Below are 20432 nucleotides of genomic sequence, written 5' to 3' on the forward strand. Positions count from 1 at the left end.
CGCTCCCTCTCCTCTGAGCAGGAGTCAAGTGCCCTCCGCTACAATAAACTCGATGCTTAAAAATTTTCAGCCTGCTAATACTGCAAAAGCTTTAAACAAGGTCTTCAAGCTTCTGGCTGATTAGGGTTTCTTGGAATACTCTTTTTGTTTCCTCCGAAATGCGTCCCCAGCTGAATAGGCTTTCTGCGACCTTTTGACCTTGTCTGCCAATTGTAAGGGCTGCTTTTGGATCTTCAAGGAGAGCGGACGCCTGCTCTGCGAAACTGCCAGGATCTCCAGGGGTCATAAACAAGCCGGAAAATCCATGTTTTACTATTCCCTTTAGCCCGCCAGTATTAGATACTATCGCCGGTTTTCCTGCAATCATTGCTTCAAGGGCAACAATGCCAAATGGCTCATAATGACTTGGAAAAACAGCGAACTCGCACTTTAGAAAGAGGGCTACTCTTTGCATATCATTAATAAATCCCGGAAAACGAATTATATCGTCAACATTCAGTTCTTTCGCTTTTTTTCTGTGGGCTTCAAGCATAGGACCTTTGCCGGCTATAATCATATAAGTATCCGGGTACTTTTCTTTAATAATAGGCGCTGCCTCGATCAAGGTATCAAACCCTTTTTCCCTGACCATCCTCCCAATGGAAAATATCAGCCTGCCTCCTTTTTTTACCTGCAGCCCCTCCAATAAAGAGTCAGGGTCATCAAGCTGGGGTTCCTTGCTGATTCCATTTGCGATAACAGACATTTTCTCGCTTTCTACAGCAAATTGCTGAAGTACTTCTTCCTTCATATATTCACTGCAGACAATAACCTGATCTGACCCTAGTATCAGCTGCTCTTCTTTTCTATGGATAAACTTCTGTAATTCTGTGTAAATCCCATTATTCCTTCCATATTCGGTTGCATGTATGGTCGTGATTAAAGGACACTGTAAACTCTCCTTTAGTGACAGGCCGCATGCACCTACAAGCCAGTCATGTGCGTGGATGAGCTCAAAGTGGTGGAAAGATGTCAGTTCAATGGCTTTTTGCTCCATCGCCAAATTCAATCCTAATATCCAATGCAAAAAGTTAGGATCTTTTTCATTAAGGGGTTTGACTCGGTGTATATAGATACCATCTTTAAGTTCAGAGCTGGAAAGATCGCCCGGATTAGCTGTCAGAACATGGACCTCATAATCCTGTTTCAAGCCTCCTGCAAGTCCATGCACATGTCTTGATAAGCCGCCTACAACATGTGGAGGATATTCCCACGTAAGAAGAAGGATCTTAGGCAAACCTTTATGGCAGGTATTTTTATTTCGCTCAGCAGTTACCGTTTCCATCATTCTTTACCTTCTCCCCTTCACTCATTGATTCATAATAAGTGTATGTACTCACATTCACAGTCCATTCAGCAGGCTGCCTCTCAGCTTCGCCTATTCCCGATGTTTGATAAGGCATTTCCTCAGAAGTATGAATTGCTTCTGAGCGAAGCAATGGGAAAAAATGAGTTTCCGTCAATTTTATGCCCAGCTCTACACAATACACCTTGCCAGGTTTGAGCCCTTTGAAGATCCACTCTGATTGATGGGACAGGATTACTTCATGATCAGCGACCGCATTGGCCCCATCAAAATAAATCCCGGTAACATCATATATTCTTAAAGATTTTCTCCTGGAAGAGTCAGGCTCTTCCAAGTAAAGTGAAGCCATTTTCTCTTTATGATTAGATAATTTCCATAATACTTTTACCTTATCAAATGTTAAGCGTGTTAATATCAATTGATCTTTCGTTTGTTTAGGAACGTCATTTTCTTCAGCTGTCATATTATTCACGGCAGATTCCTCGCTGTCGCGTTTTGCTTTATTTTGGATAAGTTTGGTCCATTGATATTGCACTTTTCCTACTGTTGTATCAAGCTCACTGGCAATTTTGCGAAATGAAAGCCCTCTGCGGCGAAGCTTAATAATTTCATCGATCATACCCGGCACCTCTTGGATTTTTTTCATAAGCAAATAAAAAAGGAATATATATGACGAAAGGCAAAATTTTATGACTATTTATATAACCCAATGTTATCACTGATATGGATAGCCTACAATGAACGGAAATTGTCGCTTCCTGCGAATGCACATGCCTGCTTGAAAATGAATAAGAAAAAAATTTTTAAAAAATGCCGGGAAGCTATTTCGACAGAGTTCCAGCGACAAAAATCTTTAATTTTCACCTGTTTATGGATTGCATATCGAAATTTGTCATTTTTGATGGTAAAATATTTCTGTTCAATGAATATGAGGTGACTTTTTTGGAATCAATCATGCTGGCATTATTGATCTTGTCTATAGGGCTATTTATTCTTTCAGTGTTCTTGAAAGATCCTTATAAAGAGCTGCGCGAAGAAATGGACCAAATGTCCATGCAGCAGATTCAGGAAATGTATCAGATTAAAAAGAAATTAAAAGTATTGGAAGAAGAACTGCTGGTGGGTGAAGAACCATTTATTCAGCAAGTCCCTGCAGAGTCTTCTGCTCATTCCTTAGTGAAAAGGGAAGTTCACGAAATTATAAAAAATCAGGTGATGCTGCTTACCAGGCAAGGATTGTCAGTAGAGCAAATTGCCAGACAATCATCACTCTCTCCTGATGAAGTAAGAACCATTCAAACAGAAATGAAATTTAGAGGTCATGGCTATGAATAAAAGAAATACCCGGGCATTTGCATTTGGCATCCTTACAGCTGTCATAGCCTTCAGTACACCCTATTTTTTCATAAAGCCGAATCAGTCTGAAAATAGAAAAATTGATGTAAGCAGTGCGAAAGAATTTCTTCAGGCAAACGGCTATACTGTTTTAACAGAGGAAGAATATACTCTATTGCAGCAGACTAAATCCGAGGATCCAGCAAATAAGAATACGGAAGAAAAAGAAGAACCTGCTGAGAAAGATACCGAGCCGGAAGAAGGTTCACAGGAAGTCTATCAGCTTACAATTGAGAGCGGCATGACACCTGGGGAAATCGCAGCACAGCTTGAAGAGGCGAATGTAATCGATCAGGCAGCAGATTTCGGCATTTACCTTGAAGAATACGGGTTCAGCAAAAAAATACAGCTGGGCACATTTAAACTGACCGCTGATATGAGCTATAAAGAAATCGCAAAAATCATAACAAAAAGCTAAAAGGAGCTGAATCCTTTTAGCTTTTTTACTGTCCAGCATTAGCGTGCAAGCCGCTTATGCTTTTCTAATTTAATTATTCAAATCATATTGACGTCCTTTAACCAGGTAAAAAATATGTTCTGAGATATTGGTTACATGATCAGCTGCTCTTTCTAAATATCGGCAAACAAAAGACAGCTGAGTGATCTGAGGGAGATATTCCGGTTTCTGCAGGTTGATCTGCAGCAGCTCTTTAATTGTTTCACCATATAGGTCATCTACCTGATCATCCATATCGGCAACTTTTTTTGCCTTTGCAATATCTTCTTCAGTGAAAGCCTCCAGGGATAGACGCAGCATTTCTGTAGAGATTTCGTACATTTCTTTTATATGTTCAATCGGCTTAATAAGAGGTTCTGACCCAATGCGTATAGTAGACTTCGCTATATTCACTCCAAAGTCAGCAATCCGTTCAATGTCTGTTGCGATTTTTATAGCGACAATGATGCGGCGAAGGTCAATGGCCACAGGCTGCTGTTTGGCAATTAGCAGAATGGCTAAATCATTTATTTCCTCATATAAAATATCAGCCTGATTATCGTCATCAATGATTTCAAGAGCCAATTCTATATTTTGTGTTTCAAGCGCTTCAACCGATCTATGCAGGGCCTCTACTGCAAAATTGCCAATTTCAATCAGTTTCTTTTGAAGCTCCTGCAGATCATATTCAAACCTTTCACGTACTGCCATCATGGTAATCCCCCTTCATCCATTCAAGTATGGATTATATTCTTTCATTAAACCTGCACACAATAATTAGCCGAATCTTCCTGTGATATAATCTTCAGTCCGCTTATCTGAAGGAGTGGAGAAAATCTTATCAGTTTCGGCAAACTCGATTACTTCACCATTTAAAAAGAAGGCTGTTTTATCAGAAATACGGGCTGCCTGCTGCATATTATGCGTAACAATAATGATGCTGAATTCTTCCTTAAGCTCCTGCACTAGCTCCTCTACCTTTAAAGTGGAAATGGGGTCAAGTGCAGAAGTAGGCTCATCCATTAAAATGACATCCGGTTCAATTGCAAGACAGCGTGCAATGCAAAGACGCTGCTGCTGCCCGCCTGATAAGCCGTACGCATTCTGGTTCAGGCGATCTTTTACTTCATCCCAGATTGCCGCTCCCCTTAAGCTTTTTTCAACAATTTCATCCAGGATTTTTTTATCACGGATTCCGTGTATTTTCGGTCCATATGCCACATTTTCATAAATGGACTTTGGAAATGGATTAGGCTTTTGGAAAACCATTCCTACACTTGTTCTTAAATCCTCCACTTTAAATGATTTATCAAGAATATTGCGCTCGCGGTATAAAATTTCACCGGAAATCTTCACAGAAGGAACAAGCTCGACCATGCGGTTCAGGGTTTTGATATATGTGGACTTTCCACATCCGGATGGACCGATAATGGCCGTTACTTCATTTTCATTAATGGCCAGATTTATATTTTTTAACGCATGGCCTTCCCCGTACCAAAGGTTAAGATCTTTTGTATGATAAACAACTTTTTTATTCTCTTTTGCTTTTTGGCTTAGATTAGCTGTTTTAGTATTCAGATTGGCTTTTTCTGTAACTACAGGCATTTTATTAAACCTCCCGGACTAAAATCTTTTTTGGAATTTATTGCGGATCAAAATAGCGATTGAATTCATCGCAAACAATACAATCAATAATATAACGATAGTTGCAGCTGCCAGGTTGGCATATTCCGCTACAAGGGCAGAGTCAATTGTCCAATAGTAAATCTGAACAGGCAAAATCGTAAATTTATCAAAAATTCCATCAGGAACGGGAATTAACAATGCCGGAATACCGATAACAACCAATGGCGCAGTTTCCCCGATTGCCCGGGACAGTGCAAGAATGACACCCGTAAGAATTCCCGGCAGAGCTGCGGGAAGGACCACATTTTTAATAGTCTGCCACTTTGTCGCTCCCATACCATAAGAGGCTTCTCTTAAGAATTGAGGAACTGCACGAATAGCTTCCTGGCTGGCAACTACTACAACAGGAAGAACCAGCAGTGCCATCGTAAGACCTCCTGCGAGAACTACAGAACCTAAATCCAATGCTCTTGCAAAAACAGTTAAACCAAGGATTCCAAAAACAACTGACGGAACGCCCGCCAGGTTGGAGATATTCGTTTTAATAAATGAAGAAATGCGTCCCTTGGCTGCATATTCTTCAAGATAAATTGCTGTGCCTACTCCTAAAATCATCGTGACAGGTGCAACAACAAGCATCAGCCATAGTGTTCCTGTTATTGCTCCCCAGATACCGGCTCTTTCAGGATCCGTCGATAAACGATTCATCAGAAAATCCATGTTGATCCAGCCTAAACCATCAGCAAGAACCCGATAGATCAAAACAATTAATACGACAAGGCCAAATAAAGTGGCCATAAAGAAGAGTGTTTTAGCAAGGTTATTGGCTAGCAGGCGGCTGCCCATCTTTTTATGCACTTGTTCTGAATCCACATATTTCATATTAATATTCCTCCCTGAACTTGCGAGAGATATACTGAGCGAGCAGGTTCATAATCAGCGTAAACACAAACAATGTCATAGCAACAGCATAAAGACTATAATATAATGTTGTTCCAGCTGCCGCTTCCCCTCCTGTAACTTCCACGATATAAGCAGTCATGGTCTGCATGGACTGTGTTACGTCAAATGTAAAGTTCTTTGAACTTCCGCTTGCAATCGTTACGATCATTGTTTCCCCGATTGCTCTTGATATACCGAGCACAAAAGAAGCAATGATACCTGAAATAGCTGCCGGAACAACTACTTTCCAGGTTACTTCAAGCTTAGTAGCACCTAATGCAAGGGCACCTTCCCTCATTGCATTTGGCACAGAACTCATCGCATCTTCTGAAAGTGATGCTACCATCGGAATAATCATAATTCCCATTACAATCCCTGGACTCAAAATATTCGTAGGTTCAAGTCCTGGAATAAAGGATCTCAGTAAAGGTGTTACAAATGTAAAAGCAAAAAATCCATAGACAATAGTAGGGATACCTGCCAGGATTTCAAGAAGAGGCTTTAATGCCTTTCTTGTTTTTTCAGATGCGTATTCACTTAAAAATATCGCTGTCATCAGTCCCACTGGAATCGCAACAAGCATGGCGATTAGTGTGGAAATGATTGTTCCCGTCAGTAAGGGAAGAACACCAAAGACAGCATTTTCTCCTAAAGGCTTTAATTCAGTGCCTGTAAAGAAATCTATAAAAGGAACGTCTTTAAAAAAGGCGATTGTTTCCGTAATTAAGGTAAGTACAATTCCAATAGTCGTAAAAACCGAGATTGCGGCTATGCCAAATAAGATCTTTGGTATTAATTTTTCAGTGTAATTATTAACACTTCGTGATTTTTTCTTTTGCTGAATGATTTCACGTACATTCAGCTTTTTGTTATCGTGTTGAACAGCACTTTTTACCAAGTGTAAAACCCCTTTCAGCCTTCTCATCCAAAGAAGTACTCTTTAGCTCATACTACAAAGGAAAAAACTAGTAACATCACAAGAAGATGAGAAGGCAAACTTCTCATCTTCCCATGACAATACTTTCAATCACTTACTTCAATCCGTTCAAAGCATCTAGAGAAGCCTGGATATCTTCATCTGATAATGGAGCAAATCCAGTTTCTGCTGCAACATCCTGTGCATTTTCCATTGTATAAATAGCATAATCAAGCACTTGCGGTTTTTCTTTAGCCATATTTGTATTCAAGTATGTGAATACCGGGCGTGTAAATGGAGCATAATCTCCGTCTTCTTTGATTGTATCTAATGATGGTTCAACAGGTCCGCTTCCAAAGTCTACTTTTACTGCAGTCAATTTATCTTTGTTGCTGTCATAGTAACCATAGCCAAAGAATCCGATGGCATTTTTATCTTTAGAGACAAGATCCACTAAAGTTGAGTAGTCCTGCTGTAAGTTGATATTTTCAGGAAGATCCTGTTCTTCGAGAATATTCTCAAACATAAATTCGTAAGTGCCGTGGTTTTCATTTGGGCCATATGTCTGAATTTCTTCATCCGGGAATTCAGGGCGAACATCTGACCATTTTTTCTTTCCTGCACTTGCAAGGAAGATATCAACAACTTCTTGCTGTGTAAGTTCTGTAGCCCAGTCATTTTCCTTATTGATGACAATCGTGATGCCATCCAAAGCAACCTTCATTTCCTGTACATCAATGCCAAGATCTTCAGCAGAAGCTTTCTCTTCATCTTTAATTTGGCGGGAAGCATCGTTAAAATCTGTTCCGTCTTCTGCAAGGAATTTCTTGAAGCCAGCTGAAGTTCCGGAGCGGCTAACTTCTACAGAGACATTTTCCTGTTCTCCCATATAGTTTTCAGCCATGCGTGCCATAAATGGATAAACAGTCCCAGAACCATCTATTACTACACTGCCTTCCAGCTCTTCACTTTTTTCGCCATTTCCGCTTGCACCTTCATTTGTATCTCCGCCTCCGCAAGCTGCAGTGAATGCCATTACAGCCGCCAGCATGAGTAAAAGGCTCATTTTTTTAAGACGTTTCATTCCTGAATTCCCCCTAAGAAAATTGGTTGTTTTGTCCTACGAGTATTAGAATAAGGGTTTACTGTTAACGCGGTTTTAACTGATTGTAAAGCTTTTGTAAATGTGGACGATTCTTGTGTAAATATGTCGAATAAGAGGTATAACATTAATTTATCTTTCCGTCATTGCCTGCTTGCAATTCATATTCAGGAAAAAGAAAAACTGCCTCCCTTTTTATAAGGAGACAGTTTATCAAAACTCATTCATCTTCTTTGCGGGCATCTTCCTGCCCTTCAAGTACTTCATCTATATTTTCCACTTTTTGAACAGATTCTTCACTATCATCGCCCTTTTTATGCCGTTCCTTTTTAAGATCAAAATAAGCATCAAGGACACGCTCTCCAATTTCTTTATTGGCACCGTGATCCACGCTTCCCTGATAAGCCCATGGAACTAATACCGCCATAGCTACCTCAGGATTTTCAGACGGAGCATAGCTTACAAGACTTAGGTTCATGACTTCAGGCGGCTCTTTGCCAAACTTGCTGCGTTCCGGTCCATCATAAAATGCCTCGGCAGTTCCGGTTTTTCCGGCCGGCTTATAGTCCTTACTGCCAAACAAACCGTAAGCTGTTCCGCCTTTTTCCTGCATGACTCTGCGGAAGCCTTCCTGGACACGGTCCATCCAGCCAGCTTCAAGCTCTACCCGATTAAGGACTTTCGGCTCCATTTCCTGGACAATAGGTCCAAGTTCATTATTTTCCATCAATGGCTCGCGGATTTCCTTTACTATATGAGGCTCCATCCTATTTCCGCCATTGGCAATGACCGAAACATATTGGGCAAGCTGCATATTGGAATAAGTATCATACTGGCCAATCGAAAGGTCAAGCATGAAACCAGGCAATGTACTCATCCCTTTAAAGCCTGTTTGCTCATTCGGCAGATCAATTCCTGTCCGGACCCCAAGTCCGAATTGAGCGAAGGAATCCCTTACAGTGCTAAAAGCTTTTTCATTTATCCGCAATGGCTGCTCATACTCATATTTCCCGCCGCCTATATTGATGACAGTTTCAAACATATAAACGTTGGAAGAAAATTTCAGCGCATTAATATCATTCAAAGCACCAAAATTTCTCCAGGATTTTTTTACAGGTGTTCCTTTAATTTTTAAAGGCCGGTCGTAAAAAACGGTTCCGGGGTTAATGGCGCCCGTCTTATATCCGGTAAGAATTGTAGCACCCTTCACAGCAGAACCTACATTATAAGTAGTAGTGATGTTGCCCAATGCATCGTCCTGCATGACAGATTTTCCTGTCTCTTTATCCTTCACAATCTTTTTGCCGGCCATTGAAAGAACCTCTCCGGTATGAGGATCCATCAGCACAACGTATGCTCTGTCCAATAATCCTGTCCCTGCTGATGCCTTAGCTTCACGCAGTTCCTCTTCAATGATTTTCTCTACTTCCTTCTGAAGATCCATATCAATGCTAAGCACAAGGTCCTTTCCTCTTTGTCCATCAGTGATGGGTACCGTTTCAAGGACATTGCCGGCTTTATCTGTAACATTTTTCACTTTTGCCTTTTGGCCGTGAAGCACTTCTTCGTATTGCATCTCAATATAACTCTTTCCTACACGGTCGTTACGGCTATAATCACGGGCCATATAGTATTCTAGCTGTTCAGCCGGCAGCCCTTCATCAGAGCTTGTCACATTACCCAGCACTGATTTTAATGTATCTCCGAAGGCATAATACCTTTCCCAGTCGGTTGTTGTATCAACTCCCTGAAGTATTTGAAGATTTTCGCTGACAACCGCGAATTCCTCAGGAGTGACTTCTTTATTTTTGACAATTTGCGGTGTTAATGCATATCCGCTTGTAAACTCTCTGTAGATGGCAAGTACTTCAAGGTCATCTTTTGTCAATTCGCTTAATTCATCTTCTGTAATTCGATCCAATGTGAGCTGATAGATGGCTTTGTCCAATTCTTTCTGGTCGCCTTCATACTTTTTTTCAAGCTTCTCTTTGTCTTTTTTAGAGATCTTTTTTTCAGCCTCTTCAGGATTTTTCATAATCCAGTAATCCTTCTTATCTCGTTCCTGAACTTTTTCAGTATCTTTGTGTATTAGCTTGGCCAGCCTTTCTGCCACCTCAAGCATTTCGTCCTGCTTGTATCCATTATTAGTAAATGTGATGGCATTTTGCGGCGTATTATCAACAATCACCTGGCCATTTCTGTCAAACATCTTTCCTCTCGGCACCGGGCTGTTGACTGTAACATCTTCCGTTCTTTCAATCTCCCGCTTATAATCATCACCATAAACTATCTGAACCATTCCAAGCCTGAGGATCAGCATGGAAAACAATAAGAACACAGCAAAGAAGAGCATATTCAGACGGAAAGGAACATGGGTCTTCTTCTTTTTCTTCCTATTCAAAATTACGCACACTTCCTTTAAAAAATTCTCATAACCCCATTCTAAAAGAAAATAACAATAAATACTATAAAGAACCCTTTTTCGACAGAGATATTTTTACTGGTAAAAAAAAGAGAGAGAATTTTCCTCTCTCTCATGCAGACTGAAATTGTATTTTCCTGACGAATAAATATATGACCGAATGCCCGGCCCCAATGATTAAGAGAAGAATAGGGATGCTTTTTTCTTCATTGAAAAAAGATACGGCAGCTAAAAAACCTAAAATGGATACTATACGTCCTGCATTTAAGAAGATTTCCCTTACAACGATATACTCAATTCTCATCTCTGCAGCCTTCCAGCCTCTGCCAATGACATCATATGTTAATGAGATATATGGCACAAGCAGGAGAGGATACGCTATAGCAATAGTGGCTGCATACATCAGCAGCTTTTGATACGTAACCTCAAAAACGATAAAGAAGATGGCACCATACAGTAATAACCCGCCAATAAGAATGGCCCTTTTGCGATATTCCTTCTTTAAAAGTCTTGATACAAGAAAATACCCCAAAAAAGATATACTTGAGTTGACCAATCCGTATGTACCAAGAGCCAGTTCACTGCCAGTTGAAATAAAAACATATACTGATATGACAAAGATAAAGGTTCCCTCTCTGAGCCCCTGGAAAAAGTGGGCATTTGTAATCATACGCCAGTTCATGCTGTTTTTTCGTTCTGCAAGGATTCTTCCAAATAAATACCTTCCGTCAGCTGGCCGCCTTTTAAGAAAAAAGCTTAAAAATACCGCTATTGAAAAAAGTGTCAGGGAGATGCCGAAGATAACGGAATAGCCCGTGAACTTTTCCATCCTTGAAATAATGAAACCCGCTGCTATCGGTCCAATCATACCCCCAACGGATGTTAGTATTCCAAGGAATCCATTAAAGAAATCGCGATTCTCCGGCTCAGTAATTTCAAAAGTGAGTACATTGAATGCAAGCCAGTAGAACCCATACCCGACTCCCAGCAGAGCCCCGAGAAGCAATAGAAATTTAGAGGCATTCGTTCCAATGAAAAGCACTGTCAGATAAAATAGAGCCAAAAAAATCACGCCGATTCTCAGCACAATGACACGGTCAATTTTTTTCGCCCATCTCCCTGCCAGGATAAACGTCAAAGGCTGAAGCACCACTATGGCCAGGTTATATAAAGCCAGATCGCTGAACTCACCAGACTGCTTCCAGAGATAAATATTAACAAATGTGTTTGAAAGGGCAGCACTTAAAGAATAAAGCCCCCCTATAAATAAAAGCAATGTTAAGTCTTTGGTTAAATCGACATCACCGATCAGTTTTTTAAATCTGCTCATAAAAAAAACTCCCCTTTGGTTCTAAGGGTAGTCTCCTACAAAGACAGTGCGGTTATGCAATGATTTAGAAATTAGGGGAAAGCCTCCGGAATTTGGAGCAAAAAAACACGGCAGATGTAATCTGCCGTGCTGTTTCATTTATTACTTTGCAGCGCTGTAACGCTTAGAAACCTCATCCCAGTTAACAACATTCCAGAAAGAATTGATGTATTCAGGACGGCGGTTTTGATATTTTAAGTAATAAGCATGCTCCCAAACATCAAGCCCAAGGATTGGTGTCTTACCTTCCATTAAAGGAGAATCCTGGTTAGGGGTGCTTGTAACTTCCAATTCGCCATTGTTTACTGCCAGCCAAGCCCAGCCAGAACCGAAGCGAGTTGTTGCTGCTTTAGCAAATTCTTCTTTGAAGCTGTCATAGCTTCCGAATTTGCTGCTGATAGCGTCTGCTAATTCACCTGTAGGCTCACCGCCGCCATTTGGAGAAATGATCTGCCAGAATAGAGAATGGTTTGCATGGCCGCCGCCGTTGTTGCGTACTGCAGTGCGAACAGCTTCAGGTACGGCATCCAAGTTAGAAACTACTTCTTCAACAGTTTTAGAAAGAAGCTCTTCGTTTCCTTCTAAAGCATTATTAAGGTTTGTTACATAAGTATTGTGATGCTTTGTATGATGAATATTCATCGTTTCTTTGTCGATGTTTGGCTCCAATGCATCATAAGCGTAAGGTAATTGCGGTAATTCGAATGCCATAATAAAATTCCTCCCTATGTATCTGTTTTATTAAGCCCCCTGAAACACTCCAATCATTTATAAAATTCTGATTTTAGAATATTTCTAAGGTCTTTAGTTTAAGATTACCAAAGTTGGTTTTTTGTTTCAAACAAAATGCTTTACTACATATATACAATATCCTAATTTGTTTTTATTATTCCATTAAATTCAAATCACCCGAGCGGGTCATCAAAGGACCACAATTAGAAAATAAATAATCATTACCCCTTGTATCACCGCTTTGGCTGCTGCACTGCTGACAAAACCGATTACAGATCCGAAACCGATCTTCAATGCATCATTGAAACTGGCCTTATTTACTGCGAGTTCAGCAATGACCGCTCCCAAAAAAGGCCCAATTAAAATTCCTAATACAGGGATGACAAATGGACCTGCCAGCAGGCCGATTGTACTTCCCCAGACACCCGCTTTTGATCCGCCATACTTTTTTACCCCAATCATATTTGCTACGTAGTCTGCACCAAATAGCAGCAGGACAAATAGCACCTGAATCGTCCAGAATAGCCAGTTAAAAGGTTCGAAAGAAAAAAGAATTCCATACAGGATAAAACCGCCAAGCAAAAACAGCACACTTGGAATAATCGGAAAAACCAAGCCCGCAAAAGCGATAATAAATAACAGAATGATCAGCGTCCAATAAATTATCTCCATGATCAGCACCCTTTCTAGAAAACATGAAAGCGCTTTGCCCACACCTCGAGGGGGCAGGCTGCTTGCGCTAGACATTTATCTAACTTCAAAATTTCTACATTATTTATTTTAAAATAAATAAGCAAGGGATTTCCCCTTGCTTATTTTACCATTTATTCTTCTCCTAAAACAGCTTCAGCAATATTCACCGCGTGATCGCCGATACGCTCAAGGTTGCTGACAATGTCTACATAGACAATGCCCGCCTGGCCAGAGCAGACTCCTTCATTCAGGCGAAGAATATGCTGTTTGCGAAGCTTTCGTTCCATCTTGTCTATCTCTTCTTCTTTTTTTACAACATGCTCTGCAGCAATTTTATCATTGTGGTCCAGTGCCTGAAGAGCTTCTTTTACAGTAGAAATGGTCAATTTGAACATTTGTTCTAAATCAGCCATAGCTGAATCGGTAATGGACACTTTATTTGCCTGTTTATAATCAATCAATTCTATTACATTTTCGAAATGGTCACCGATACGCTCAATATCTCTTACTGTATCCATCAGCACGGTGTGCTCGTTCGACTCATGTGCTGAAAGTGAACTTGTAGATAACTTAATCAGGTAATCCGTAATTTTGCGGTCAAGATTATTGATCGCGTCCTCTAACTGGTATGCACTTTCGGAATGTTTTTGATTGCCGGTTTTCAAATATTGAACCGTTTCTTCAAGTCCCCGTAAAGAGAATGCCCCCATGCGAAGCACTTCTTCTTTAGCTTGTCCAAGAGCAATCGAAGGGGATTGTTCTATAAAAACAGGATCCAAATGTTTTGCTTTATATTCAGCAACCGCATCTTCTCCCGGAATTAGCTTCGTTACAATCCATGCCAGCACGGCTACAAATGGCAGTTGAATAAGTGTATTAGTACTATTAAAAATTCCATGCGCAAAGGCAATGGTCATCTCAGGATTTAAATCCATTTTCCCCTGCAGTGTTTCAATCAATAATGTAAACGGCTTTAATAAAATCAAGAAGATAGTAGTACCAATTAAGTTAAACAATACATGCACGGCTGCAGCTCTTCTTGCAGCAACAGATGCTCCAATAGCGGCTAAAACAGCTGTGATGGTCGTTCCAATATTGTCTCCAAACAGAACAGGCAATGCTGCATCCAGGTTTATCAGCTCTTCAGAAAACAGCCCTTGGAGAATACCGATTGTGGCACTTGAGCTCTGAACAATAACAGTAAACACTGTTCCGACAACCACACCTAGAATTGGATTTGAACTCATGCTTACGGTCAAGTCATGAAAAGCTTCCAATGTACGAAGAGGCTTCATTCCCCCGCTCATTAATTCAAGTCCATAGAATAATGCACCAAAGCCAAATACAATCTGACCGGCATTGTGAACTTTTTTGCTTTTAAAGAAAAACAATAGAATAGAGCCTAAAGCAATGATCGGCAAAGCGTATTCCCCGATATCTATTCCGATGATGAAAGCAGTTACCGTTGTCCCGATATTTGCTCCCATAATAACACCTATTGCCTGGCGCAATGTCATGAATCCGGCAGATACTAATCCAACTGTAATAACAGTGGTTGCAGAGCTGCTCTGTATAAGAATGGTGACAAGAACACCCGCCAATACACCCATGATTGGATTTGTAGTAAAGCGATCTAATAAATCCCTCAGCCGGTCACCAGCTGATTTTTGGAGCCCATCACCCATGAACTTGATTCCATAAAGGAAAATACCAAGCCCGCCCAAAAACTCAAAAAGCATTTGCTGAACATTAAGTTCCACCATTATCCAACCCCTATAACTGTTTATTCGACATGATTCATCAAACCCCATACAATTATTAATGGAAACCTATAGAAATGTAAACCTGTTGCGGATTAAATTTACAATTCCTTAACATTACATACTTATATTACATTTTTGTTACAAAATCCAAAAAAACCTTGCAAACGCGTTTACTTGTAACATCTGGATATTTGGCTAAAATATAATAGTGAATCTCAAAAAGGGTGTGTCCAAATGAATATTTTTCTTCAGTTTTATAAAAGCTTATTTTCTCCTAAAGATATCGCTTTATTTCGTCATCAGGGCATAGGAAAGACTATTTTGTATGTGTTTTTCCTTACCCTGCTATCAGCACTGCCAACCGTGTTTTATTCCGGTTCGGCAATCATTAATGGTTTAAATGCTATTGATGAAACAATTGACAGTAATTTACCGGATTTTGAAATTGCAGAAGGACAGCTTCACACAGAGGAGGAAGTACCTGTAACCCTCAATAAAAATAACTTTACAATCATTATTGATTCGACAGGAGCAGTAGACCCTTCTGTTTTATCCGAAAGCGGCAATACGATTGCCTTATTAAAAAATGAAGTCTACATACTTGCCGAAGGACAGGAACAGACATATCCATATACATTACTGACAAGCGGCACACTAACAAAAAATGACTTATCAGACTTCCTTGCATCTGCAGAATCGCTTATGCCGATTATTATTCCCTTAATAGCGATTGTCATTTATATTTTTGCAGCGGGCATTCGATTTATCGAGATCTCCCTGTTAGCACTTGCAGGTCTGTTTATTAAAAAAGCTCTTGCCAAGAAATTGGAGTATCGTCATTTATGGCGCATGTCTGCTTACAGCATTACTTTGCCAGCCATTTTCTTTACTATCATGACAGCCCTGCAGACAGCAGTGCAAAACGGAGCGATTATTAACTGGTTTGTTTCTCTTATCATCCTCCTCTTGTCCATAAAGGAAGTCCCATCTCATAGCTCTAAATAAAAACGTGCCAATGGCGCGTTTTTATTTTTGCAATTAAAAAGAGGAGTAATTTTATAAATAAAGCAGTTATTAATGCAGAATAATACAAATTGAGGACTTTTTTTGGTCTAATCATATTTGGACAAGCATACATATTGGGTAAACATGCTATTTGCAGGGGGTTTGGCCAGTATGAAGAAGCTTGCGGGAGTACTGCTTTCAATCCTAGTTATATATGTAATCTTTTATGACCTTAATCATGGCACACTGCCCGCTGGACAAAAGCGAGCATTGGAGGCAAGTTCCCTCCCCACAGAAACAGGTGAACCCTATTTTGAAAAAAAGGTCAATCCTGGAGAAACAGTTCTATCAATTATAGAACTAAACCTTGATGGTCCCATTCCTGTAGCCATAGACCAGGTTGTGTCAGACTTCTCGGAATTAAACAATGGAATGCAGCCTGAAGACATTAAATCAGGGACGACCTATAAATTTCCAAAATATACTCAGGACAACTAATCATCATTCTTGTCAATTTCAGCGGTTCATTGATACAATAAAGTGGAACCTTCTCTAACAGCATACATCTCAGCTGTTATATGAAAAGATAAAAAGGAGCGAATCTCCATTGAGTGAAATTATACATCGCACTAAAACAAGGCCTGTTAAAGTTGGGCCATTAACAATTGGCGGAAGCAATGAGCTGTTCATCCAGAGTATGACCACTACGAAAACACATGACGTTGAAGCGACTGTAGCTGAAATTAAAAGGCTGGAAGAAGCAGGATGTCAAATCGTGCGTGTTGCCTGCCCGGATGAAAGAGCTGCAAATGCCATAGCAGATATTAAAAGACAAATTAACATACCGCTTGTTGTTGATATCCACTTTGACTACAAGCTAGCATTGAAGGCAATCGAAGGCGGAGCAGATAAAATCCGAATTAATCCTGGAAATATTGGTAAACGTGAAAAAGTGGAAGCAGTGGTCAAGGCTGCAAAAGAAAAAGGCATCCCTATCCGCATTGGTGTAAATGCAGGTTCTCTTGAAAAAAGAATCCTTGAGAAATATGGATATCCTACTGCAGATGGTATGGTTGAAAGCGCCCTGCATCATATCAAAATTTTAGAAGACCTTGATTTCCATGACATCATCGTTTCTATGAAAGCATCCGATGTTAATTTGGCCATTGAGGCTTATGAGAAAGCAGCACAAGCATTTGACTACCCTCTCCATTTAGGTATAACAGAATCAGGCACACTTTTTGCAGGTACTGTAAAAAGTGCCGCTGGACTTGGTGCAATCTTAAGCAAAGGTATTGGAAATACGTTAAGAATTTCACTTAGCGCAGATCCCGTGGAAGAAGTAAAGGTTGCCCGTGAACTTCTTAAAGTGTTTGGGTTATCTTCCAATGCAGCAACATTAATTTCCTGTCCAACATGCGGAAGGATCGAGATTGACTTAATCAGCATTGCAAATGAAGTGGAAGACTATATTCAAAAAATTAAAGCGCCAATTAAAGTTGCTGTATTGGGCTGTGCCGTTAACGGGCCTGGTGAAGCCAGGGAAGCTGATATCGGCATTGCAGGTGCCCGCGGTGAAGGGCTTCTTTTCCGTAAAGGCCAGATTGTAAGGAAAGTTCCAGAAGAGACAATGGTTGAAGAACTTAAGATTGAAATCGACAAAATCGCTGAAGAGTATTTTGCCAAACAGGAAGAGGAAAAAGCACAGGCAGAAAGCCTGCTGCCGTAAGGCAATATTGTCCCTTTCCGAAATAGAAAAAGCCTGGCACCAAATAATTGAACTGTGCCCCGATTTACGGACAGTTTAAAAAGCGCCTATGCGGCTAGTAAATGGCCCCGGTATTGCCCCGGGGTCATTTTATTTAAGCCCCATTGATAACGATGCTGGTTATATTCCTCAATCACTCGATCCACTTCTTTTCTAACATCTCCTAAATTATCTAATGATTTATACTCTGCTAAATCCTTAAAGTGCCCAAAGAAACTTTCCATTGGTGCGTTATCCCAACAGTTTCCCTTTCGGGACATCGATTGTATTAAGCCAAGTTCTTTTACTTTGCTTTGGAATTGGGGATGGGTATAGTGGAAACCTTGGTCAGAGTGCAGTATGGCTTCTGGATGAAAATGATCGCCAACAGCTTGTTTTAACTTTTTAAGCGTCTTATATACAATATCCATTTCTAACGAAGTGGATAGATGATAAGCGACAATTTCTTTGGTAGCTCCATCTTTTACGCAGGATAAGTATGCTTTTTGTCCCTTTCCGAAATAGAGATAAGTAATGTCAGTAAGCAGGACTTTTCCTGGTTCTTCTTGATTAAATTCTCGGTTAAGGAGGTTGGGACAAGATCGATGCTCATGGGTTGCCTTAGCCATTTTACGATAAGGATTGGCTTTCCTTACTTTTGTTACAAGATTATATTTTGCCATCAGACGCCTAATCTTTTTGTGGTTCATTACCGATGAATAATCATTCTCCATAATCATTTTGATCTGGAGGACACCTACTTTTTCTTTTTTACTTATGAATATTTCTCGAATTAACTCTATATCCAATTGATCCTTCTCGTCACGTTGTGCCCGTAATTGTGCTGCCTTCAGCCAATCATAGTAGCCACTTCGACTTACGCCTGCCAGTTCACACAGGTAGGAAACAGATTTTTTCAACTGATATGTTCTGATGGTTTTCTCAATTAAAGAAAACTTCTCAGCTGCCGTTAGAATCGTTTCTTCATCAACGCCTGCCTTTCTAGTTCTTCCAGCTTTTTTAAGAAGTCATTCTCTGCCTCAAGGAATTTAATCCTTGCCTCAGCCTTCCTTAGTTTCTCCTCAATGGAAAGTTGTTTAGAAGAAGGACGTCCAGTGCTCCCTTTACCTCGACGTTCCGTAAGGAAACCTTCCTCCCCGAACCTTTCGAATGTTTCTCTCCAACGCTTAAGACAACGTTTTGGCTGTTCCTTGCCAATCATCTCGAGATCAAAGCCTTGTTCAATAAAGATTTGCGATGGTGTTTTCCCACTTTTGTACTCCGCCACTGCTTTTATCTTAAATTCAGAACTATAGGAGATTGACCTCTCAGAAGCCCTCAAAACATTAGGATTCTTTTCAAGCTCTTTCATTTGGAATTCATTATAGATATTCTTACTCATAAAAAATCCTCCGCCTTATTCATTAAAACTATTGAAACACAAAAAACCCCAGAAAGGGGCACTTTTTTATCAGTGTCCACTATCTAGGGTATAGTTCAAATTTTGGGAGCCAGGCTTTTTTTCTTTTTCTAAAAAAACGGCAGAATAAACATACCGACAATAATGGATATAGCCCCTATTGCAATCGCCCAGCCCCCAAGGCTTTCTGAACCCCTGCGGCGTGCGATAAAACCAAGGACAATTCCTGTTGCTCCAAAAAGAACCGGCAGCACAAACAAAGATAAAATGGAAAGTGCCAGGGCAGCATATCCGACTCCTCTGCCGGCTGCAACTGTTTCATTTTCTTCATCCCTGTTCGCTGATCTATTATAGACACCAGGCGCTGCTATTTCGGCAGAGGTTTCCTCAGAATAATCTGCATGAATTGCAGCTGTTTCGTTTTCCTCATCCCGATCCAGCGATCTGCCGTAGACACCTGGAGCTGCTATTTCTGCAGCAGCTTCTTCAGAATAATCTTCATGGACTGCAGCTGTTTCGTTTTCCTCATCCCGATCCAGCGATCTGCCGTAGATACCTGGAGCTGCTATTTCTGCAGCAGCTTCTTCAGAATAATCTGGATCTGCTTCGCCAATCCGCTCACTGTATCGAAGGTCATACTCTTCATTACTGCGCTCTTGGTCTGCCATCATGATCCCTCGCTTCCTTTGCTGTGTTACTAAAAAGTATTGCTTAATGGAGCATTTATAGTGTTTGCGATATAAGCCCTTTTTAAGATGTAAATGTTTAACTTTCATACCTGTTCAGGCAACACTCTTTTTCAAGGCCGGGACTTTTGTTAAGATAAGGGATATATGCATTAAAGGAGATCATAATGATGAAGAAGCGTTTTGGCATTGATATAGACGGAACGGTTACGCGCCCTGAAGCCATGGTTCCGTATTTAAATGAAGCATTTAATCTGAATATTACTTTAAATGATATTAAGCAATATGATTTAACACCTTTGGTGACGATTTCAGAAGAACAATTTGCAGATTGGTTTTATGAAAATGAGCCCATTATATACAAAGAATCACCCATTGCAAAAGGCGCAAAGGAAGCTTTGACCAACTGGAAACGCAAGCATGAATTGTATTTTATAAGTGCCAGGGGTTCTCACCTTCAGCAAATAACAGAGGAATGGTTTCTAGAGAACACATTGGAGTTCGATCATATTGAACTGATCGGGAGCCATGATAAAATCGAAGCAGCAAAAAAATATGAAGTGGATATATTTTTTGAAGACAAACATGATAATGCAGTTATGATTCATGAGGCATGTGGAATTCCTGTCATCTTATTCGATACACCCTATAACCAGGAACCCCTTCCCAATGGCGTCATTAGAGTAAGAAGCTGGAAGGAAGCATATGCATGGGTGGAAGACTGGCTGCAGGAACAAAAGCGGTAGCGCCTTGATCAGATGAACTCAAACTAAAAACCGCCACCTCATGTGGCGAACGTTGAAGCCAGCACATCCTGCGCAAGTCCGGCAGGC

At 40.4% G+C, this 20432-nt stretch carries 20 protein-coding genes; 6 read left to right on the plus strand and 14 right to left on the minus strand.

What is annotated here, in order from left to right; genetic code table 11:
* Positions 1–91: 91 nt before the first annotated feature.
* Both A361_RS20875 and A361_RS20880 read right to left on the minus strand, forming a co-directional pair.
* Positions 92–1327 carry a glycosyltransferase family 4 protein gene (locus A361_RS20875; RefSeq protein WP_019380404.1) on the minus strand — a complete coding sequence of 412 codons (1236 nt, stop codon included), beginning with the start codon at positions 1325–1327 and terminating at the stop codon, positions 92–94.
* Positions 1305–1964, minus strand: a complete 660-nt coding sequence (locus A361_RS20880) for a DUF4912 domain-containing protein (RefSeq protein ID WP_019380403.1) — start codon at positions 1962–1964, stop codon at positions 1305–1307. Before A361_RS20880 ends, A361_RS20875 begins: the two co-directional genes overlap by 23 nt.
* Positions 1965–2278: 314 nt before the next feature.
* Between A361_RS20880 and A361_RS20885 the strand changes: the two genes are divergently transcribed.
* Positions 2279–2680, plus strand: coding sequence for a hypothetical protein (locus A361_RS20885; RefSeq protein ID WP_372675454.1), 402 nt, complete (start codon positions 2279–2281; stop codon positions 2678–2680).
* Positions 2673–3158, plus strand: coding sequence for an endolytic transglycosylase MltG (locus A361_RS20890; protein ID WP_019380401.1), 486 nt, complete (start codon positions 2673–2675; stop codon positions 3156–3158). The genes A361_RS20885 and A361_RS20890 overlap by 8 nt, the downstream gene beginning before the upstream one ends.
* A 69-nt stretch (positions 3159–3227) precedes the next feature.
* On the opposite strand, the gene phoU is transcribed toward A361_RS20890, so the two are convergent.
* The 10 genes from phoU to A361_RS20940 all read right to left on the minus strand — a co-directional run bounded on the left by phoU (position 3228) and on the right by A361_RS20940 (position 14741).
* Positions 3228–3887, minus strand: a complete 660-nt coding sequence (gene phoU, locus A361_RS20895; protein ID WP_026041601.1) for a phosphate signaling complex protein PhoU — start codon at positions 3885–3887, stop codon at positions 3228–3230.
* Positions 3888–3953: 66 nt separating this feature from the next.
* Positions 3954–4781: a phosphate ABC transporter ATP-binding protein PstB gene (gene pstB / locus A361_RS20900; protein WP_009332961.1), complete on the minus strand. Its 828-nt coding sequence runs from the start codon at positions 4779–4781 to the stop codon at positions 3954–3956.
* A gap of 18 nt (positions 4782–4799) precedes the next feature.
* A complete protein-coding gene (gene pstA, locus A361_RS20905; protein WP_009332962.1) occupies positions 4800–5684 on the minus strand; it encodes a phosphate ABC transporter permease PstA in 885 nt (294 codons plus the stop codon).
* 1 nt (position 5685) lies between these two features.
* On the minus strand, positions 5686–6642 hold the full coding sequence (gene pstC, locus A361_RS20910) for a phosphate ABC transporter permease subunit PstC (protein ID WP_019380400.1): 957 nt from the start codon (positions 6640–6642) through the stop codon (positions 5686–5688).
* A 133-nt stretch (positions 6643–6775) separates the two neighbouring features.
* Positions 6776–7744: a PstS family phosphate ABC transporter substrate-binding protein gene (locus A361_RS20915; protein WP_009332964.1), complete on the minus strand. Its 969-nt coding sequence runs from the start codon at positions 7742–7744 to the stop codon at positions 6776–6778.
* Between the two features lie 238 nt (positions 7745–7982).
* Positions 7983–10163: a peptidoglycan D,D-transpeptidase FtsI family protein gene (locus A361_RS20920; protein ID WP_019380399.1), complete on the minus strand. Its 2181-nt coding sequence runs from the start codon at positions 10161–10163 to the stop codon at positions 7983–7985.
* A 133-nt stretch (positions 10164–10296) separates the two neighbouring features.
* Complete coding sequence (locus tag A361_RS20925; RefSeq protein ID WP_009332966.1) at positions 10297–11514, minus strand: MFS transporter; 1218 nt, start codon at positions 11512–11514, stop codon at positions 10297–10299.
* A 141-nt stretch (positions 11515–11655) separates the two neighbouring features.
* The gene (locus tag A361_RS20930; protein ID WP_009332967.1) at positions 11656–12264 is read right to left on the minus strand and encodes a superoxide dismutase; all 609 of its coding nucleotides are present in this window, start codon (positions 12262–12264) and stop codon (positions 11656–11658) included.
* Between the two features lie 210 nt (positions 12265–12474).
* Positions 12475–12957, minus strand: a complete 483-nt coding sequence (locus A361_RS20935) for a DUF456 domain-containing protein (RefSeq protein ID WP_009332968.1) — start codon at positions 12955–12957, stop codon at positions 12475–12477.
* Positions 12958–13109: 152 nt separating this feature from the next.
* The gene (locus A361_RS20940) at positions 13110–14741 is read right to left on the minus strand and encodes a Na/Pi cotransporter family protein (RefSeq protein WP_009332969.1); all 1632 of its coding nucleotides are present in this window, start codon (positions 14739–14741) and stop codon (positions 13110–13112) included.
* 234 nt (positions 14742–14975) lie between these two features.
* Here A361_RS20940 and A361_RS20945 point away from each other — a divergent pair, with 234 nt between their 5' ends.
* The 3 genes from A361_RS20945 to ispG all read left to right on the plus strand — a co-directional run bounded on the left by A361_RS20945 (position 14976) and on the right by ispG (position 17475).
* Positions 14976–15746, plus strand: a complete 771-nt coding sequence (locus A361_RS20945) for a DUF1189 domain-containing protein (protein WP_019380398.1) — start codon at positions 14976–14978, stop codon at positions 15744–15746.
* Positions 15747–15917: 171 nt separating this feature from the next.
* A complete protein-coding gene (locus A361_RS20950) occupies positions 15918–16244 on the plus strand; it encodes a hypothetical protein (protein ID WP_019380397.1) in 327 nt (108 codons plus the stop codon).
* A gap of 118 nt (positions 16245–16362) precedes the next feature.
* Positions 16363–17475: a flavodoxin-dependent (E)-4-hydroxy-3-methylbut-2-enyl-diphosphate synthase gene (gene ispG, locus A361_RS20955; protein ID WP_180321107.1), complete on the plus strand. Its 1113-nt coding sequence runs from the start codon at positions 16363–16365 to the stop codon at positions 17473–17475.
* Positions 17476–17561: 86 nt separating this feature from the next.
* Here the strand turns inward: ispG and A361_RS29530 are convergent.
* Together A361_RS29530 and A361_RS30040 are read right to left on the minus strand one after the other, a co-directional pair.
* A protein-coding gene (locus A361_RS29530; RefSeq protein ID WP_099049179.1) for an IS3 family transposase occupies positions 17562–18895 on the minus strand; the annotation gives its coding sequence in 2 pieces (ribosomal slippage) (positions 17562–18523 and positions 18523–18895; 1335 coding nt in all).
* 128 nt (positions 18896–19023) lie between these two features.
* Entirely contained in the window at positions 19024–19383 is a 360-nt protein-coding gene (locus tag A361_RS30040; RefSeq protein WP_157380206.1) for a hypothetical protein, read from the minus strand.
* Positions 19384–19769: 386 nt separating this feature from the next.
* Between A361_RS30040 and A361_RS20975 the strand changes: the two genes are divergently transcribed.
* Positions 19770–20345, plus strand: a complete 576-nt coding sequence (locus A361_RS20975) for a 5' nucleotidase, NT5C type (RefSeq protein ID WP_019382846.1) — start codon at positions 19770–19772, stop codon at positions 20343–20345.
* Positions 20346–20432: the final 87 nt, after the last annotated feature.

The organism is Cytobacillus oceanisediminis 2691 (assembly GCF_000294775.2).
GTDB lineage: Bacteria > Bacillota > Bacilli > Bacillales > Cytobacillaceae > Cytobacillus > Cytobacillus pseudoceanisediminis.

Excerpts from the sequence above, each read along its gene's own strand:
- phoU (WP_026041601.1), bottom strand. The coding sequence starts at position 3,887 with ATGGCAGTACGTGAAAGGTTTGAATATGATCTGCAGGAGCTTCAAAAG.
- A361_RS20890 (WP_019380401.1), top strand. The coding sequence starts at position 2,673 with ATGAATAAAAGAAATACCCGGGCATTTGCATTTGGCATCCTTACAGCT.
- A361_RS20935 (WP_009332968.1), bottom strand. The coding sequence starts at position 12,957 with ATGGAGATAATTTATTGGACGCTGATCATTCTGTTATTTATTATCGCT.
- A361_RS20915 (WP_009332964.1), bottom strand. The coding sequence starts at position 7,744 with ATGAAACGTCTTAAAAAAATGAGCCTTTTACTCATGCTGGCGGCTGTA.
- pstA (WP_009332962.1), bottom strand. The coding sequence starts at position 5,684 with ATGAAATATGTGGATTCAGAACAAGTGCATAAAAAGATGGGCAGCCGC.
- A361_RS20875 (WP_019380404.1), bottom strand. The coding sequence starts at position 1,327 with ATGATGGAAACGGTAACTGCTGAGCGAAATAAAAATACCTGCCATAAA.
- A361_RS20925 (WP_009332966.1), bottom strand. The coding sequence starts at position 11,514 with ATGAGCAGATTTAAAAAACTGATCGGTGATGTCGATTTAACCAAAGAC.
- A361_RS20940 (WP_009332969.1), bottom strand. The coding sequence starts at position 14,741 with ATGGTGGAACTTAATGTTCAGCAAATGCTTTTTGAGTTTTTGGGCGGG.
- A361_RS20930 (WP_009332967.1), bottom strand. The coding sequence starts at position 12,264 with ATGGCATTCGAATTACCGCAATTACCTTACGCTTATGATGCATTGGAG.
- A361_RS20880 (WP_019380403.1), bottom strand. The coding sequence starts at position 1,964 with ATGATCGATGAAATTATTAAGCTTCGCCGCAGAGGGCTTTCATTTCGC.
- A361_RS20950 (WP_019380397.1), top strand. The coding sequence starts at position 15,918 with ATGAAGAAGCTTGCGGGAGTACTGCTTTCAATCCTAGTTATATATGTA.
- A361_RS20975 (WP_019382846.1), top strand. The coding sequence starts at position 19,770 with ATGAAGAAGCGTTTTGGCATTGATATAGACGGAACGGTTACGCGCCCT.
- A361_RS20945 (WP_019380398.1), top strand. The coding sequence starts at position 14,976 with ATGAATATTTTTCTTCAGTTTTATAAAAGCTTATTTTCTCCTAAAGAT.
- pstB (WP_009332961.1), bottom strand. The coding sequence starts at position 4,781 with ATGCCTGTAGTTACAGAAAAAGCCAATCTGAATACTAAAACAGCTAAT.